At 41.7% G+C, this 14,291-nt stretch carries 15 protein-coding genes; all 15 read left to right on the top strand.

The window, feature by feature from the left end:
• Positions 1–12 precede the first annotated feature (12 nt).
• The 15 genes from PQ478_RS11680 to PQ478_RS11610 all read left to right on the top strand — a co-directional run bounded on the left by PQ478_RS11680 (position 13) and on the right by PQ478_RS11610 (position 14,272).
• The gene (locus tag PQ478_RS11680; RefSeq protein ID WP_289234338.1) at positions 13–1,599 is read left to right on the top strand and encodes a class I adenylate-forming enzyme family protein; all 1,587 of its coding nucleotides are present in this window, start codon (positions 13–15) and stop codon (positions 1,597–1,599) included.
• Positions 1,593–2,798: an acyl-CoA dehydrogenase family protein gene (locus tag PQ478_RS11675; RefSeq protein WP_289234337.1), complete on the top strand. Its 1,206-nt coding sequence runs from the start codon at positions 1,593–1,595 to the stop codon at positions 2,796–2,798. The genes PQ478_RS11680 and PQ478_RS11675 overlap by 7 nt, the downstream gene beginning before the upstream one ends.
• A gap of 31 nt (positions 2,799–2,829) precedes the next feature.
• On the top strand, positions 2,830–3,810 hold the full coding sequence (locus PQ478_RS11670; RefSeq protein ID WP_289234336.1) for an NADPH:quinone oxidoreductase family protein: 981 nt from the start codon (positions 2,830–2,832) through the stop codon (positions 3,808–3,810).
• 80 nt (positions 3,811–3,890) lie between these two features.
• Positions 3,891–5,030 carry a TRAP transporter substrate-binding protein DctP gene (gene dctP / locus PQ478_RS11665; protein ID WP_289234335.1) on the top strand — a complete coding sequence of 380 codons (1,140 nt, stop codon included), beginning with the start codon at positions 3,891–3,893 and terminating at the stop codon, positions 5,028–5,030.
• A 131-nt stretch (positions 5,031–5,161) separates the two neighbouring features.
• The gene (locus PQ478_RS11660; protein ID WP_289234334.1) at positions 5,162–6,487 is read left to right on the top strand and encodes a TRAP transporter large permease; all 1,326 of its coding nucleotides are present in this window, start codon (positions 5,162–5,164) and stop codon (positions 6,485–6,487) included.
• Between the two features lie 11 nt (positions 6,488–6,498).
• The gene (locus tag PQ478_RS11655; RefSeq protein WP_289234333.1) at positions 6,499–7,056 is read left to right on the top strand and encodes a TRAP transporter small permease; all 558 of its coding nucleotides are present in this window, start codon (positions 6,499–6,501) and stop codon (positions 7,054–7,056) included.
• 6 nt (positions 7,057–7,062) lie between these two features.
• Positions 7,063–7,785: a 2-phosphosulfolactate phosphatase gene (locus PQ478_RS11650; RefSeq protein WP_289234332.1), complete on the top strand. Its 723-nt coding sequence runs from the start codon at positions 7,063–7,065 to the stop codon at positions 7,783–7,785.
• Positions 7,786–7,814: 29 nt separating this feature from the next.
• Positions 7,815–8,597 carry an enoyl-CoA hydratase/isomerase family protein gene (locus tag PQ478_RS11645; protein ID WP_289234331.1) on the top strand — a complete coding sequence of 261 codons (783 nt, stop codon included), beginning with the start codon at positions 7,815–7,817 and terminating at the stop codon, positions 8,595–8,597.
• Between the two features lie 37 nt (positions 8,598–8,634).
• A complete protein-coding gene (locus PQ478_RS11640) occupies positions 8,635–9,684 on the top strand; it encodes a phosphotransferase family protein (protein ID WP_289234330.1) in 1,050 nt (349 codons plus the stop codon).
• Positions 9,685–9,742: 58 nt separating this feature from the next.
• Positions 9,743–10,186, top strand: a complete 444-nt coding sequence (locus tag PQ478_RS11635) for an FAS1-like dehydratase domain-containing protein (protein WP_289234329.1) — start codon at positions 9,743–9,745, stop codon at positions 10,184–10,186.
• Positions 10,176–10,553 carry a MaoC/PaaZ C-terminal domain-containing protein gene (locus PQ478_RS11630; protein WP_289234328.1) on the top strand — a complete coding sequence of 126 codons (378 nt, stop codon included), beginning with the start codon at positions 10,176–10,178 and terminating at the stop codon, positions 10,551–10,553. The genes PQ478_RS11635 and PQ478_RS11630 overlap by 11 nt, the downstream gene beginning before the upstream one ends.
• Before the next feature lies 1 nt (position 10,554).
• Complete coding sequence (locus PQ478_RS11625; RefSeq protein WP_289234327.1) at positions 10,555–11,736, top strand: acetyl-CoA C-acetyltransferase; 1,182 nt, start codon at positions 10,555–10,557, stop codon at positions 11,734–11,736.
• Positions 11,729–12,631 carry an NAD(P)H-dependent flavin oxidoreductase gene (locus PQ478_RS11620; RefSeq protein WP_289234326.1) on the top strand — a complete coding sequence of 301 codons (903 nt, stop codon included), beginning with the start codon at positions 11,729–11,731 and terminating at the stop codon, positions 12,629–12,631. Before PQ478_RS11625 ends, PQ478_RS11620 begins: the two co-directional genes overlap by 8 nt.
• Positions 12,615–13,442: an enoyl-CoA hydratase-related protein gene (locus tag PQ478_RS11615; RefSeq protein WP_289234325.1), complete on the top strand. Its 828-nt coding sequence runs from the start codon at positions 12,615–12,617 to the stop codon at positions 13,440–13,442. The genes PQ478_RS11620 and PQ478_RS11615 overlap by 17 nt, the downstream gene beginning before the upstream one ends.
• A complete protein-coding gene (locus tag PQ478_RS11610; RefSeq protein ID WP_289234324.1) occupies positions 13,439–14,272 on the top strand; it encodes a 3-hydroxyacyl-CoA dehydrogenase family protein in 834 nt (277 codons plus the stop codon). The genes PQ478_RS11615 and PQ478_RS11610 overlap by 4 nt, the downstream gene beginning before the upstream one ends.
• Positions 14,273–14,291 lie beyond the last annotated feature (19 nt).

Genomic DNA, 14,291 nt, shown 5'->3' with positions numbered 1-14,291 from the left:
AGGAGGATACTCGTGATCGAAGAAATAACTCTCTATGAAAGAGACCATGTGAAGGTATTTAGTGAGCGGCCTAAAAATCTAACGGCCGTTCTGCAAAACAGTGTAAGACGATATAAAGATAGAAAAGCCATTGTCACTGAGGACCAAACGTATACGTACGAAGAACTAGACACGCTTTCTTCAAGAATTGCCTCTAACCTTCAGCAGGATTGTAAGGTAGAAAGAGGAGACAGAGTCGCTGCTATTATCGGCAACCGCAGCGAATTTCCACTTGTGGTATTAGCCTGCGCTAAGATAGGAGCCATTCTAGTACCAGTCAACGTAAAGCTCACATCGGATGAGATGTCCTATATCTTAGGTCATTCAGAAGTGAAAGTCGTCATTAGTGAAGAGAAGCATATGAACAAATTAGAAGAGGTTAGGATGAAGAACGCTAAAGCACTTCCAAATAAAGAGAATATCTTTGAAATAGAGGGTGTGAACAGCTTTACTAGGTTACTAGAGCCAAACAGTGCGCTCGTTAATGTGGTAGTTGACGAATTAGATCCTCTCTTCATTTTATATACGTCTGGAACGACAGGAAGGCCAAAAGGGGCTGTCATTACCCATATTAATGTCATTCATAGTTTGCTTAATTATCAGCGAACGTTTCAAACGAACAGCCAAACGACAACATTAATAGCGGTTCCCATGTTTCACGTGACAGGTCTAGTCGGTCAATTGCTGCACATGATTTATGTAGGTGGCACATGTTACACCATGGATCGCTATCAAAATAGAAAATACATTAAATACATTCAAGCATACAAAATCAATTTTTTATTTAACGTTCCTACTATTTTCTTAATGATGTCTACAGAGGAAACGTTCAGACAGATGAATTTTGATTTTGTAACGAAAGTAGCATTTGGTGGGTCTCCTATTTACCAGCAAACGTTCAATATGTTAAAAGAGGCATTTCCTCATGCGGAACTTCATAACGCCTACGGCGCAACGGAAACGACATCGCCAGCTACTTTGATGCCGATTACTTATGATGAATCCAAGGTCACTTCTGTAGGACGTTCTGTTCCTGTTGGCGATATTAAGATTATGAACGCAAACGGGGAGGAATGCGCCCTAGAAGAGGTAGGAGAGCTATATATAAAAGGACCGATGGTGATTAAAGAATATTGGAAGAACCCTGAGGCAAATGAGATAAATTTTACTGATGGATATTGGCATTCAGGAGACCTTGGCATGATGGATAGGGACGGGTTCATTTATATTCGAGATCGGATTAAAGATATGATTAATCATGGCGGCGAGAAAATCTTCTCCATTGAAGTCGAAGATGCTCTTAAAAAGCATGAGCTTATTAAAGAAGCGGCTGTCATCGGCATTCCGGATACGTTATATGGGGAAAAAGTAAAAGCTTACATTGTCAGTGATCATCTTACTGCAGATGATGTTTCTTTAATTAAGAGTCATTGCTCACAGTATTTAGCTAAATACAAAGTGCCTGAAGTCTATCGATTTGTTTCAGAGCTGCCCAAAAATGCCTCTGGAAAAATTATGAAACACGCACTAAAAACAGATAAAGGGGAGTTACCATGTTAAAAGAACTTTCAAGTTACGCAAATCAATTAAGAGAAGAACTGCTCGTTTTTATGGATGAACATATTTATCCAAATGAATCCGTGTTTGAAGAACAGTTAAATGAACAGGGGAATAGATGGGCGATCCCGCCGATCGTTGAAGAATTAAAACAAAAAGCAAAGCAGCAAGGGCTATGGAATCTCTTTCTACCAGACACGGTACATGGCAGTGGTCTAAGTAACTATGAATATTCCTTCCTTTGTGAAATCATGGGACGTTCATTGATGGCACCAGAAATCTTTAATTGCAACGCTCCTGATACAGGGAACATGGAAGTGCTCGTAAAATACGGAACAGAAGAGCAGAAAAAACAATGGCTTGAGCCGCTGCTTGAAGGCAAGATCCGATCTGTATTTTCCATGACTGAACCTGATGTTGCTTCTTCTGATGCTACTAATATCCAAAGCTCCATTGTACGTGATGGAGATGAGTATGTAATCAATGCAAAAAAATGGTGGTCAACAGGCGCACTGGATCCTCGCTGTAAAGTGGCGATTGTAATGGGTAAAACAGATCCAAATGCAGAACCACATAAACAACAATCGATGATTCTCATTCCATTTGATGCTCTTGGCGTAACTGTGAAACGGCATTTGCCAGTGTTTGGATATGATCATGCTCCGCACGGTCATGCAGAGGTTCACTACGATAATGTCAGAGTGCCAGCTTCGAATATGCTGCTCGGTGAGGGTCGCGGTTTTGAGATTGCACAAGGCAGATTAGGTCCGGGAAGAATTCATCATTGCATGCGCGCAATTGGTGCGGCGGAAAGAGCCTTAACTCTATTAATCAACCGGGCGAATAGTAGAGAAGCGTTTCACTCTAAGCTTGTGGATAAGGATACGATCCGCACGGAAATCGCTGAGAGCAGAATTGAAATTGAACAAGCGAGACTGCTGACATTGCAGGCGGCTCACAAAATAGATCAAGAAGGTGCAAAGGCAGCCCGTAAAGATATAGCCATGATTAAGATTGCAGTACCGCGTGTGTCAATCAACGTGATTGATCGAGCCATTGAAGTATTTGGCGGAGCCGGTGTATCTGATGACTTCCCGCTTGCTGCTCACTTTGCAAATGCTAGAACGCTTCGAATAGTAGATGGTCCTGACAAAGTTCACTTAAGAGATATTGCTAAATTGGAATTAAGAGAACAGTTATAACAGATTTGTACGCAGAGGAGGTGTTGTTGGAATGCAATCATGGTTTGTAACAAAAATAGGAGAACCAAACGACGCACTAGAAATAAAAGAAACACCAAAGCCCGTTCCACAAAAAGGAGAAGTACTTATTCAGGTAAAAGCGTTCTCGCTTAATTTCTTTGATATCCTGCAATGCCAAGGTACTTATCAAGAGAAGCCTTCCCTCCCGTTTACGCCTGGTGCTGAAGTAGCTGGAATCATTGTTGCAAAGGGTGAGGGAGTGAAAATTGAAAGAGGAAAGCGTGTACTGGCCACACCGAAGCTCCCAAACGGTGGTTTTACTGAATATGTCACCGTAGGGGAAGATGCTTTGTACCCCATTCCAGAGGACCTTCCTTTTGAAAAAGCGGCAGGAATGCACATTACGTACCATACGGCCTATTACGCGCTATCTTCAAAAGCCAATTTGCAAAAAGGGGAAAGTCTTTTAATACATGCAGGATCTGGCGGGGTTGGATCTGCTGCGATTCAAATAGGGAAAGCACTTGGTGCCAAAGTTATTGCGACAGTTGGGTCAGTTGAAAAACAGGAAGTCTGTAAACGATTAGGAGCAGACGTAGTCATCAATTATCGTGAAGATGATTTTGATCAAACGGTAAAAGAGGTGACAAAAGGTAAGGGTGCTGATGTCATTTTTGATCCAGTGGGAGGAGAGGTATTTCACCGCTCTAGAAAATGTATCGCTTTTGACGGTAGGCTGCTGTTGATCGGCTTTGCAGGAGGAGCTATTCCTGATGCACCAATGAATCACGCCTTGATTAAAAATTATTCGCTCGTCGGCGTTCATTTTGGCTACTTCAGAAAGTTATTCCCGGAAAAAGTGAAAAAAGCTCATGCGGATCTAATGCAACTATATATGGCAGGGAAAATCGATCCTCTGATCTATCAGCAATATGCTTTTGAAGAAGTTCCACAGGCATTAGATGAATTAGGAAGCCGGCAAACATGGGGAAAATTAGTCGTCCATCCTTGAGTATTTATCTAATTGATTTGATAAAAGGTTACAGACTATGAAGGAATGAAGAGAAACATTATTATTGGGGGGATTTAGTGATGAAACGTCTAAAGAAATATCTTTTCCTATCAGTGGTTGTAAGCGGTTTCCTTGTAGCTGGTGCTTGTTCTGATAATACTACATCAGATTCCGAGCCAGAAACGGATAAGGATGGAGCCGAAAATCAAGAAGTTATTACGCTTCGAGCAGCTACTGGCTTAAGTACCCAGCATGCGTGGTGGTCTGATACGATGGTTCCTTGGATGGAGAGAGTAGAAGAGTTAACAGAAGGTCAAGTAGAATTTGAAACATTCCCAGGTGGAGAGCTCGTTTCTGTTCCAGATGAAGGGGATGCCGTATTAAATGGAACCATTGATGTGGGGCTCGTTCTGCCAATCTATCAACCAAGTGAATATCCGATGGCTGAAGTCACGATGCTTCCTTTAGCTCATTCAGATACTCATATTGGATCGAATGCATGGAAAGCCCTATTAGAAAGTGACGTTGAATTAGATGATGGTAAAACATATAAAGAGATGCAATTTGCCGACTTTAAAGTTTTCCCTATTTCAACCACTCAAGAATATTCCATCTCAACTACTGGTAAAGAGTTCAACTCAGCAGCAGATATACAAGGAACGGCTCTTCGTACGCCCTCACGTATTCATGAAGTATATTCAGACAAAATTGGTGTCAATAGTATCACGATGCCAGCTGTTGAAATGTACGATGCCCTAAGCCGAGGAGCCTTTGATGGCAGCTATTACAGTATTGCAGACTGGTCTGGTTACGGATTCCAAGATCTATTCAAATACACCGTAACAGGGGTCAACTTTGGACACTTTAATGCCTTTATTGGGATGAGCAATGAAAAGTGGGAAGGACTTCCGGAACATGTGCAAGAGGCTATGACTCAAGCGAATGAAGAAATCTTTACACCTGGTGCGGAGGAATGGATTACCCGTGCAGAAGCTGCAATTGAACAAAATATTGAGGATGGCGGAGAGTTTGTTGAGTTTACCAATCTTGATCAAGGCGTCCAAGATGTGATTAACCAAGGGATTGAAGAAACATGGGAGAATTATGCAGAACTATTAGAATCACAAGGACTGCCTGGCATGGACTTAATTACTTTATGGCGTGATATTGTCATCGAGCAAGGTGGAGATGTACCAGAGGGATTAAAAGAAATGGAGTAACAAATAAGCTCGGAAATAAGAAAAAGGTTGAACCTATCACTTCGATGTCAGACAGTTTATCTTTAATGGACAATTGCGAATGGTGATAGGTTCTTTCTTGTTGGTTGAATACAAGAAAGGTAGGGATACAGATGAGCAGTTTAATAGTGATAGGCATTATCCTTACAATGTTAGTGCTCTTTCTCAGTTCAGGTCTCTATATCCATTCGGTGTTATTCGCAAGCGGTGTGATTGGGTTGATTTTACTGGAGGGTTTTTCTACTCTCCCTGGTCTTTTAGGCAATGAACCGTTTAACCGGGTCGCAAGTTATACCCTGACGACGATTCCTTTATATGTTTTGATGGCTCAGTTTATCCTTCACTCAGACATCGTCAAAGATATTTTTCATATCGTTCATAAAGTGTCCAGAGGGAAAAATAGTATCTTAGGTATTTTAACGATGTGCATTGGAGGCGTACTCGGGGCTGTTTCTGGGTCTGGTACGGCTACAGCAGCTTCATTGGGGCAAGTTGCCATACCGGAATTAAGAAGACATGGTTACAGTGCACCGCTTGCAGGAGCCATTGCTGCAGCAGGAGGTTCACTTTCAGGGATCATTCCTCCAAGTATTATCCTTATTTTATATGGAGTAGCTACTGAAACTCCGGTGGGAAAACTTTTTATAGGGGCGATCATCCCTGGAATTATGGTCATGATCGTCTTTATCTTAGTGATGCTGGTCTACTTGAAATTACAGAAAAAAGAGATGCCAGCTGAAATAGAAGCAGGACTAATTAATGAACAAGCTCCTCATACCGTTTCACCGATCAGGCTTTTTATTGTAAGTTTTGTTGCGATGTTGATTATGATGATCATCTTTGGCGGGATCTACTCGGGCGTCTTTACTCCAACAGAAGCAGGTGCAGTCGGAGCATTTGTAGGTTTAGTTACGGCATTTGTTCTTGGAAAAGTGAATGCAAGATTTATCAAAGTCTCAATTGTTGAAACTCTTAAACTTACAGGAATGGTCATGTTAATCATGATCGGTGCTCAGATTTTCGGGCGTTTTGTTTCGTTATCTCTACTACCTAGAAAGCTGCTTTCGCTTCTAGAACCAATTATGGATACACCAGCCCTTGTGTTGATTGTCATTTCACTCGTTCTGTTTGTACTATTCATGTTTATTGAAGGGGCTGCGGTTATTTTAATGTCCATTCCAGTTCTTCTTCCGATAATGACGGCTCTTCAGGTTGACTTACTATGGTTCGGGGTCTTTGTAGGGATCCTATGTACAATCGGCCTCATCACACCGCCCGTTGGGTTGAGTGTATACGCGGTTTCAGGTGTGAGTAAAATCCGCTTAGAACCGATTTTTAAGATCGGTATGGTTTTTGCTCTAGCAGTATTAGTAATCGTTTGTGGCTTAATGATTGCATTTCCTAGTATCGTAACATTTTTGCCTGATTCCATGAAATGAGGAACGAAAGGATGATGGATATGAATGGCCTAAAGATAGCGTACAAGTGGTTTGACTATATGAAAATAGCCGGTGTATGGATCAGTGGCATTAGTTTACTCGGCATGATGTTTTTTATTGTTTTTGATGTGGTATTGCGAAATGTATTTAGCAACTCTATTAACGGGGGATTTGAAATCGTACAAAATTACTTTATGCCCCTCGTCGTCTTCCCGGCACTCGCTTATATTTACGCGTCTGGTGTACTGCCGCGCATGGATTTACTCATCGAAAAGTGTAAGCGTTCGATTAGAAAGTGTTTAATTATTGGGATGCTGGTAATTGAGGTCTTTATCCTGGTCATTATGGCAAAGTATACGCTCGATTACGCCATGAATGGGTTAGCCAGGCAAATGTCGTTTCCGGCAGCAGGAACGCTCTATCCGCTCTACCCTTTATTCTTTTTAATCCCGCTTTCGTTTTTCTTAATCATTATTGAAAATATGTTTCTATTACTTAAAAATTTTTTAGTGAAAGAACCGACCTTACTATTTAAATCCGATAAAAATGCTGATCATCAAAAAGGTTGAGGTGCTATGCGGAAAATTCATGTCATTACTCAAAAAGAACTTGTAGATTCACACTTAATATGTGGGTGCACGGCAGTTGTAATTGATGTGTTTTTGGCTACATCAACCATCACGGCATTAATTGAGAGTCAATATACGGAAGTCTTTGCCGTAAAAGATGCATCCATTGCTTTAGACCAAGCAAATACACTTCAAACTCCTTGCCTATTGATGGGAGAATCGAATGGAAAATCGATCGATCAATTTATCTATCCCGATCCTACCCTTATTGAACATCCAGTGGGTAAGCAATCGGCTGTAATTTGCTCTACAAATGGAACGGTTGCGATACAAAAAGCTCAGTTTGCAAAGAGATTATATGCATCCTCCTTAGTAAATGGAGACCGAGTGTCAGAGGATATTGTTTTAAAGGGGGATGATTCATCTGTTGTCCTCATCTGTTCAGGAAATGCCGGACGATTTTCGATCGAAGATTTTGTCGGGGCAGGTCAGCTGATTGATCACCTTCTTACTCAGGGCACGTTTACTCTCTCAGATGCTGCAACAAGTGCGAGAGAATCCTATCAACAGGCGCGGGCCAAACATTTTATCAATCTGCTAACAACAGAAACAGCCGACTTGCTGAGTCAAACAGGATATGAACACACCATTCACTGGGTTCTTTCAAACATTGAAAACTTGAAGGCAGTACCTATTTATCAACATGGCCGTTTTGTAGCTGCTCAATAAATGATTAAGAACGAGAAAGGAAGGGAACTATGGGGGACACACAACTTGTCACATATGAAATAAACTCAGATTTTGCCTCTCTTACCATCAATCACTCTCCTTTAAACGTATTAACAGATGAGGTGATTACCCAGCTAGACGTAGTCATGGAAAATATATTGAGAGAGCCAAGGTGCAGAGCTCTGATTATAAGAGCTGCTGGAGAGAAAGCGTTCGTTGCAGGCGCAGATATTCGTCAGTTTCCAAGTTTAACTGAAACGAGTGGCATAGAGCTCGTTGAGAAAGGAAAAAAGGTGTTTGATCGAATCGCCCACGCACCTTTTCCAGTCATTTGTGCAATTAACGGGCTGGCACTAGGAGCGGGATTAGAATTGGCGCTTGCTTGTGACATTCGAATTGCAGAAAAAAGAGCAAAGCTAGGCCTTCCAGAAACAAGCTTAGGAATTCTGCCGGGATACGCAGGCACTCAGCGTCTAGCGAGGTTAGTCGGACCAGGGAAGGCAAAGAAAATGATCTTTACCGGAGCGGCTATCTCTGCTGTTGAAGCTTATGCATTCGGCCTGATTGAGGAGGTTGCTGAGGACGGTGAGTCGTATCAAGCAGCCCGAAAGTTAGCTGAACAAATAGCAACTAAAGGTCCCATTGCGATTTCAAAAGCTAAATTAGCCATAGATCAAGGACTTGAAGGAACTCTTGAAGAAGGTCAAAAGCTAGAGTCCAGGTTATTCTCCCGTTTATGCTTAACAGAAGATATGCAAGAAGGGGTTAAGGCCTTTAAAGAAAAGCGCGCTCCTCAATTTACAGGAAAATAAACCTATAGAAAAAATACCTAATAGAAAGGGGACTTTTATGAGAAAATCTGAAGAACGTATCGATCATCAATACGTTAACTGGGGTAAGCTGGAAGATCTCCTGCGAGCATCATTGGATGATATTCCTGATGCAGAGATGATCGTCAAAAAATTCTCAGAAGGCTATTCGAATATAACGTATTTATTATCATTTGGAGAGTTTGAGGTCGTTCTTAGAAGGCCGCCGTTTGGAGCCATTCCGCCAAAAGCGCATGATATGCAAAGAGAATACTCAATTTTAAAGAAGGTTAGTCATGTATATCCATTGGCTCCTAAACCTTATTTATTTAGTGAGGATCAAGAGGTCATGGGCAGGCATTTTTATGTAATGGAGAAAAAGCAAGGCGTGACAATAGATGATTGTATACCTAAAGAGTATGGTACATCAAAGGAAGCAGGGCCCCTTATCTCGAAAAGTGTGATTCATGCCATGATAGAGCTGCAGTCTATTAACTATCAGGAAGCTGATTTATCGGATATTGGAAAACCTGAAGGGTACTTAGAGCGGCAAGTATATGGGTGGATGAAGCGATATAAACAAGCGAAAACGGAAGACTATGCCGGGTTAGCTGACTTAGAAGCTTGGTTCACTGAAAAACGTCCGAAAACAAAAGAGACCACGATCGTTCACAACGATTTTAAACTAAATAATCTTTTATTACACCCAAAGGCCCCGAGTATGGTTTGCGGGGTACTAGACTGGGAGCTATCAACAATTGGTGATCCGATGACAGATCTTGGGTCGACAGTTGCTTATTGGGGTCAAGCGGATGATCCTGATTTAGGTATAAATATTATCACAGACCAGCCAGGTTTTTTAAGCCGGAGAGAATTTATCGAACATTATGCGAATGAAAGCGGGCGTGACGTATCTGAGATTACGTATTATACAGCCTTTGGTTTTTATAAGCTTGCTGTCATTTTGCAGCAGATTTATAACCGCTGGCATCGAGGCGAGATAGAAGATCCTCGTTTCAAACACTTAAACCACTCGGTTGCCAATCTATTTGAAATGGCGCATTTAACACGATCTCATCAGATTATTTAAATCTATTTTATGAGTTACGGGAACTAAATTCAGATTATTTAAATAAAGAAGGGATGACATGAGAATTAATCGAAGTCATAACTATACGCCTTTTAAAATAGAGCAAGGGAAAGTAAGGGAGTTCGCACGATCACTTGGTTTGACCAATCCTATTTATTACGATCAACAAGCAGCTATAGAAAAAGAATACAGAGGGGTGGTGGCGCCCCCTACTTTTGCCACGGTGATCGATTATACAAACCAACGTGATATCTATCAATTCTTCAAAGAGCTCAATCTCAGTCCACAACATGTCCTTCACGGCGAGCTAGAGTATGAGTATGTAAGGGATATGTTCTCAGGCGACACAATCTCAGCAGAGGTCACCCTTGAGCGTGAAGTAGTCAAACAAAAGAAGACATTTTACTACACTAAGACTATTTATCACAATCAATTTGGGGAACTCGTTTTAATTGCTCGGTCCACTATAATCGATATAAAAGGAGGCGGACATGAATCATAAAACGATGATGATGGGACCGATTGAGCCGATTGACCTTGTGAAATACGCGGGAGCATCTGGGGATTTTAATCCGATTCATACAGTGCCGGATTGTGCCAAGAATCAAGGGCATCGAGATATTATTGCGCATGGGATGTATGTGATGGGGCTTGCTGCAAGATCCATTGAAGAATGGTTTCCACATCAAAAATTAAGAAGGATTCAAGTTCGGTTTATGAGCCCTACTTATCCAAATGATCAATTAATTATACAAGCTAAGTGCACAGAGTCGGCTACGGGTGGTTGGAGAGAAGGTCTAATAGAGATAACGGATGATAGAGAAGAGATTAAATTAAAAGGCTCATTTGCATTACATGAGGAGGAATAAAATGACGGACGTATATATAGTGGAAGGGGCAAGAACAGCATTTACGGCCTTTGGTGGCTCTTTTGCCGGAGTCGGGGCTACAAAACTAGGCGTTTCAACAGCAGTTGAGGCAATGAGACGCTCACATATCGAACCTGCTCAAGTGGATCATGTGATTTACGGCAATGTGATTCATACTGAAAAGAATGCCTCATACTTAGCGAGGCATATTGGACTAGAGGGCGGCATTCCACAAGAAGTACCGGCATTAACCCTGAATCGGTTATGCGGCTCTGGACTGCAGGCTGTGGTGAGCGCTTGCCAACATATTTTAGTAGGAGATGCCAAGGTGGTTTTAGCTGGCGGAGCTGAAAATATGTCTCAATCGCCCTATTCAAACTTTACTCAACGATTTGGACACTCGAAAATGGGCTCTTTAACATTTGAGGATATGCTGTTAGTAACGTTAACCGATCAATATACAGGAGAGGGAATGGGCTTAACGGCAGAAAGACTAGCCAATCAATATGAGATTTCAAGAGAAGAACAGGATCTATTTTCAGTAGAATCCAATAAAAGAGCAGCTGATGCATGCAGGAATCAACGATTTGAACAAGAGATTGTTCCTGTTGAAGTGAAAACGAAGAAAGGAAATGTACTCATTACTAAAGATGAACATATCAAACATGACAGCCGCATAGAAGCATTGAGCAAACTGAGATCCTCATTTACAAAAGGAGGAACCGTAACGGCTGGAAATGCTTCTGGAATTAATGACGGGGCAGCTTCTGTTGTGTTAGCCGGTGAGAATGCTGTCAAAGAAAATAAAATTAACCCTCTTGCTAAAATTCTTTCTTGGTCTGTTGCTGGAGTTGATCCATCCATAATGGGGATCGGACCTGTACCAGCGATTAAGACTGCTTTACAACGGGCTAATCTTACGCTAGCAGACCTGGATGTGATTGAAGTAAATGAAGCGTTCGCTGCCCAGTATTTAGCCGTTGAAAAAGAACTAGGCTTAAATCGTGAGAAGACCAACGTTAATGGTGGAGCCATTGCTCTTGGACACCCTGTAGGGGCGAGCGGTACTCGTATTTTACTATCAGCCGCTTATGAGCTTAAAAGACGGAATGGTAGATACGCAGTTGTAAGTTTATGTATTGGCGGCGGCCAAGGAATTGCGATGGTGATCGAGAATGTCTAAACTGCCGTTAATTATTGCACCGATGTTTTTAGTATCTACTCCTGAAATGGTCATTGAAGCGGGAAGGTCTGGAGTGATTGGTTCTTTTCCGCTGTTAAATGCTCGTCCCGCTGAACAATGTGCGGAGTGGATGAAGCAGATAAAAAAGGAAATACCTGAGCTCCCTTGGGCTGTTAATTTCATTTGTCATAAAAAATCAAATAATCGATACACAGAAGATTTAACCTTAATCAAAGACTATCAACCTCCAATTGTTATTACCTCTTTAGGCCACCCTGGGGAAGCGATTGAAGTGGTTCATAGCTATGGTGGATTAGTCTATTCTGATGTGGCGACGGTTAACCATGCAAAAAAAGCGGCTGAAACAGGAGTGGATGGACTGATTCTTGTTTGTGCCGGAGCAGGTGGCCACGGCGGGACATTAAATCCTTTCGCTTTTATAAATGAAGTAAAAGAATTTTTTCATGGAACGATTATTCTATCTGGAAGTATATCTACCGGAAAAGATATAGCGGCTGCAAAAATGATGGGGGCGGATTATGCCTACATGGGGACACGTTTTTTAGCCGCCGAAGAGAGCAGTGCGGATACCGAGTATAAGGAGATGGTTATTCAAGCTTCTGCTCACGATATCCTTTATACCAATGCATTCAGCGGTGTGTCTGCCAATATTTTGAAGCCGAGCCTCATAAAAGAAGGTATTGATCCGAAAACGCTGCAATCAAGAGATGATATTGATCTTTCGCACTTGGTCGATGTCAAAGCATGGCGCAATATTTGGTCAGCAGGACATGGGGTAACCAACGTGAAAAAGCACGAAACAACAGCCGAGATCATTCAACAACTAAAGATTGAATACAAAGAGGGGGTCCAAAGCTTTGTACAAAACAATTAGAACCAATCTTGCAGAAGGTGTGCTGACGGTGTATTTGAACCGCCCAGTAAAAATGAATGCTTATACAGAAGAAATGTGTGAAGAACTGATAGAAGTGTACAAAGAGGCGAATGAGAACAACGAGGTTAGAGTGATTATTGTTACTGGTGAGGGCAGAGCGTTTTGTGCAGGAATGGATTTAAGTGAGGGAGGTTCGACATTTTCTTCGAATGAAGAGATGGAAGATTACCGAGATAGCGGAGGTCGAATCAGCTTGCAGGTCTATAAATCGAAAAAACCGATCATCGCTGCGATTAATGGCCCTGCAGTAGGGATTGGGCTGACAATGACGCTTCCGATGGACATCCGGATCGTGAAAAAAGATGCTAAGATCGGCTTTGTATTTGCAAAAAGAGGGATCGGACCAGAAGCTGCCTCTGGGTGGTTTTTATCACGTCTTGTAGGAGTGGGAAAAGCATTGGAATGGATGTATACAGGCAGATATATCCCTACTGATGAAGCGCTCAATCATGGATTAGTGCAATATGTGGATGAACAGCCATTAGAAAAAGCGTACGAAATCGCAAAGATGATTGCACAAGAAACAGCAGTTACTTCAAATAGTTTTACACGACTATTGATCTGGAAAATGAGCGGACAAGAGCATCCCTATGCTTCCCATTTAGCTGAATCTAAATTTCTTTATTGGGCGGGGAAAAATGCTGATGCCAAAGAAGGAATCCAAGCATTCTTGGAGAAAAGAGCGGCAAAATTCCCATTAAACAGTCACGATGTACCCGATTGTTTTAACAAAGGAGAGGAACATAAATGAAACTTGCAGTCATAGGTTCAGGGATTATGGGGAATGGCATTGCTCAATCGTTCGCAATGAGCGGCCACTCAGTTGTGCTGGTCGATCTTTCAGAAGAAGCTCTTCAACAGGCAAAGGTAAATATGAAAAATAGCTTAGAGACACTAAGCAAAAAACAGGACGGCATAGAGTTTAATAAGGTACTAAATAATATTCACTTTACAACAGATAAACAGAAGCTCAAAGATGCAGAAGTGGTCGTTGAAGCCATTATTGAAAATGTAGAAGCGAAGAAAATCATATTCCAAGAACTAGATGAATTATGTGATGCAAAAACAATTCTAGCATCTAACACGTCAAGTTTATCCATCACAGAAATGGCTTCTGTTACGAACAGGCGAGACCGCGTCGTAGGATTACACTTTTTCAATCCAGTGCCGCTCATGAAACTCGTAGAAGTAACCGCAACGGAAGAAACTTCCAAAGAAACATTAGCCATAGCTGAAAGCCTAGTAGAGAACATTAACAAGGAAAGCATTCGAGTAAAGGATACACCCCTATTTGTGGTGAACCGTCTTCTTGTCCCATTAATTTGTGAAGCGGTCTATCTTGTAGAGGAAGGCACAGCCTCCCCAGAAGATATTGATAAAGCCATGAAATTAGGAGCTCATCATCCTATCGGTCCATTATGGCTTGCAGATATGATTGGTTTAGATACGATGCTTCATATTCAGGATGCTTTATATACTAAAACAAACGATCCTAAATACCGGGTACCTCAATTGCTTAAGAACATGGTAGAGGCAGGAAAGTTAGGAAGAAAAAGCGGAAAAGGATTTTATGAGTACTAAACAAGTTTTGGCGAGCAGT

This window comes from Alkalihalophilus pseudofirmus, from assembly GCF_029094545.1.
GTDB classification, from domain to species: domain Bacteria; phylum Bacillota; class Bacilli; order Bacillales; family Bacillaceae_D; genus Alkalihalophilus; species Alkalihalophilus pseudofirmus.
The sequence above is the reverse complement of the archived record's forward strand: the minus strand, read 5'-3'. Positions and strand labels throughout refer to the sequence as shown.

Bases quoted from the DNA above. Each gene is read 5' to 3' on its own strand.
- PQ478_RS11675 (WP_289234337.1), top strand. From the start codon at position 1,593: ATGTTAAAAGAACTTTCAAGTTACGCAAATCAATTAAGAGAAGAACTG.
- PQ478_RS11670 (WP_289234336.1), top strand. From the start codon at position 2,830: ATGCAATCATGGTTTGTAACAAAAATAGGAGAACCAAACGACGCACTA.
- dctP (WP_289234335.1), top strand. From the start codon at position 3,891: ATGAAACGTCTAAAGAAATATCTTTTCCTATCAGTGGTTGTAAGCGGT.
- PQ478_RS11660 (WP_289234334.1), top strand. From the start codon at position 5,162: ATGAGCAGTTTAATAGTGATAGGCATTATCCTTACAATGTTAGTGCTC.
- PQ478_RS11655 (WP_289234333.1), top strand. From the start codon at position 6,499: ATGATGGATATGAATGGCCTAAAGATAGCGTACAAGTGGTTTGACTAT.
- PQ478_RS11650 (WP_289234332.1), top strand. From the start codon at position 7,063: ATGCGGAAAATTCATGTCATTACTCAAAAAGAACTTGTAGATTCACAC.
- PQ478_RS11645 (WP_289234331.1), top strand. From the start codon at position 7,815: ATGGGGGACACACAACTTGTCACATATGAAATAAACTCAGATTTTGCC.
- PQ478_RS11640 (WP_289234330.1), top strand. From the start codon at position 8,635: ATGAGAAAATCTGAAGAACGTATCGATCATCAATACGTTAACTGGGGT.
- PQ478_RS11635 (WP_289234329.1), top strand. From the start codon at position 9,743: ATGAGAATTAATCGAAGTCATAACTATACGCCTTTTAAAATAGAGCAA.
- PQ478_RS11630 (WP_289234328.1), top strand. From the start codon at position 10,176: ATGAATCATAAAACGATGATGATGGGACCGATTGAGCCGATTGACCTT.
- PQ478_RS11625 (WP_289234327.1), top strand. From the start codon at position 10,555: ATGACGGACGTATATATAGTGGAAGGGGCAAGAACAGCATTTACGGCC.
- PQ478_RS11620 (WP_289234326.1), top strand. From the start codon at position 11,729: ATGTCTAAACTGCCGTTAATTATTGCACCGATGTTTTTAGTATCTACT.
- PQ478_RS11610 (WP_289234324.1), top strand. From the start codon at position 13,439: ATGAAACTTGCAGTCATAGGTTCAGGGATTATGGGGAATGGCATTGCT.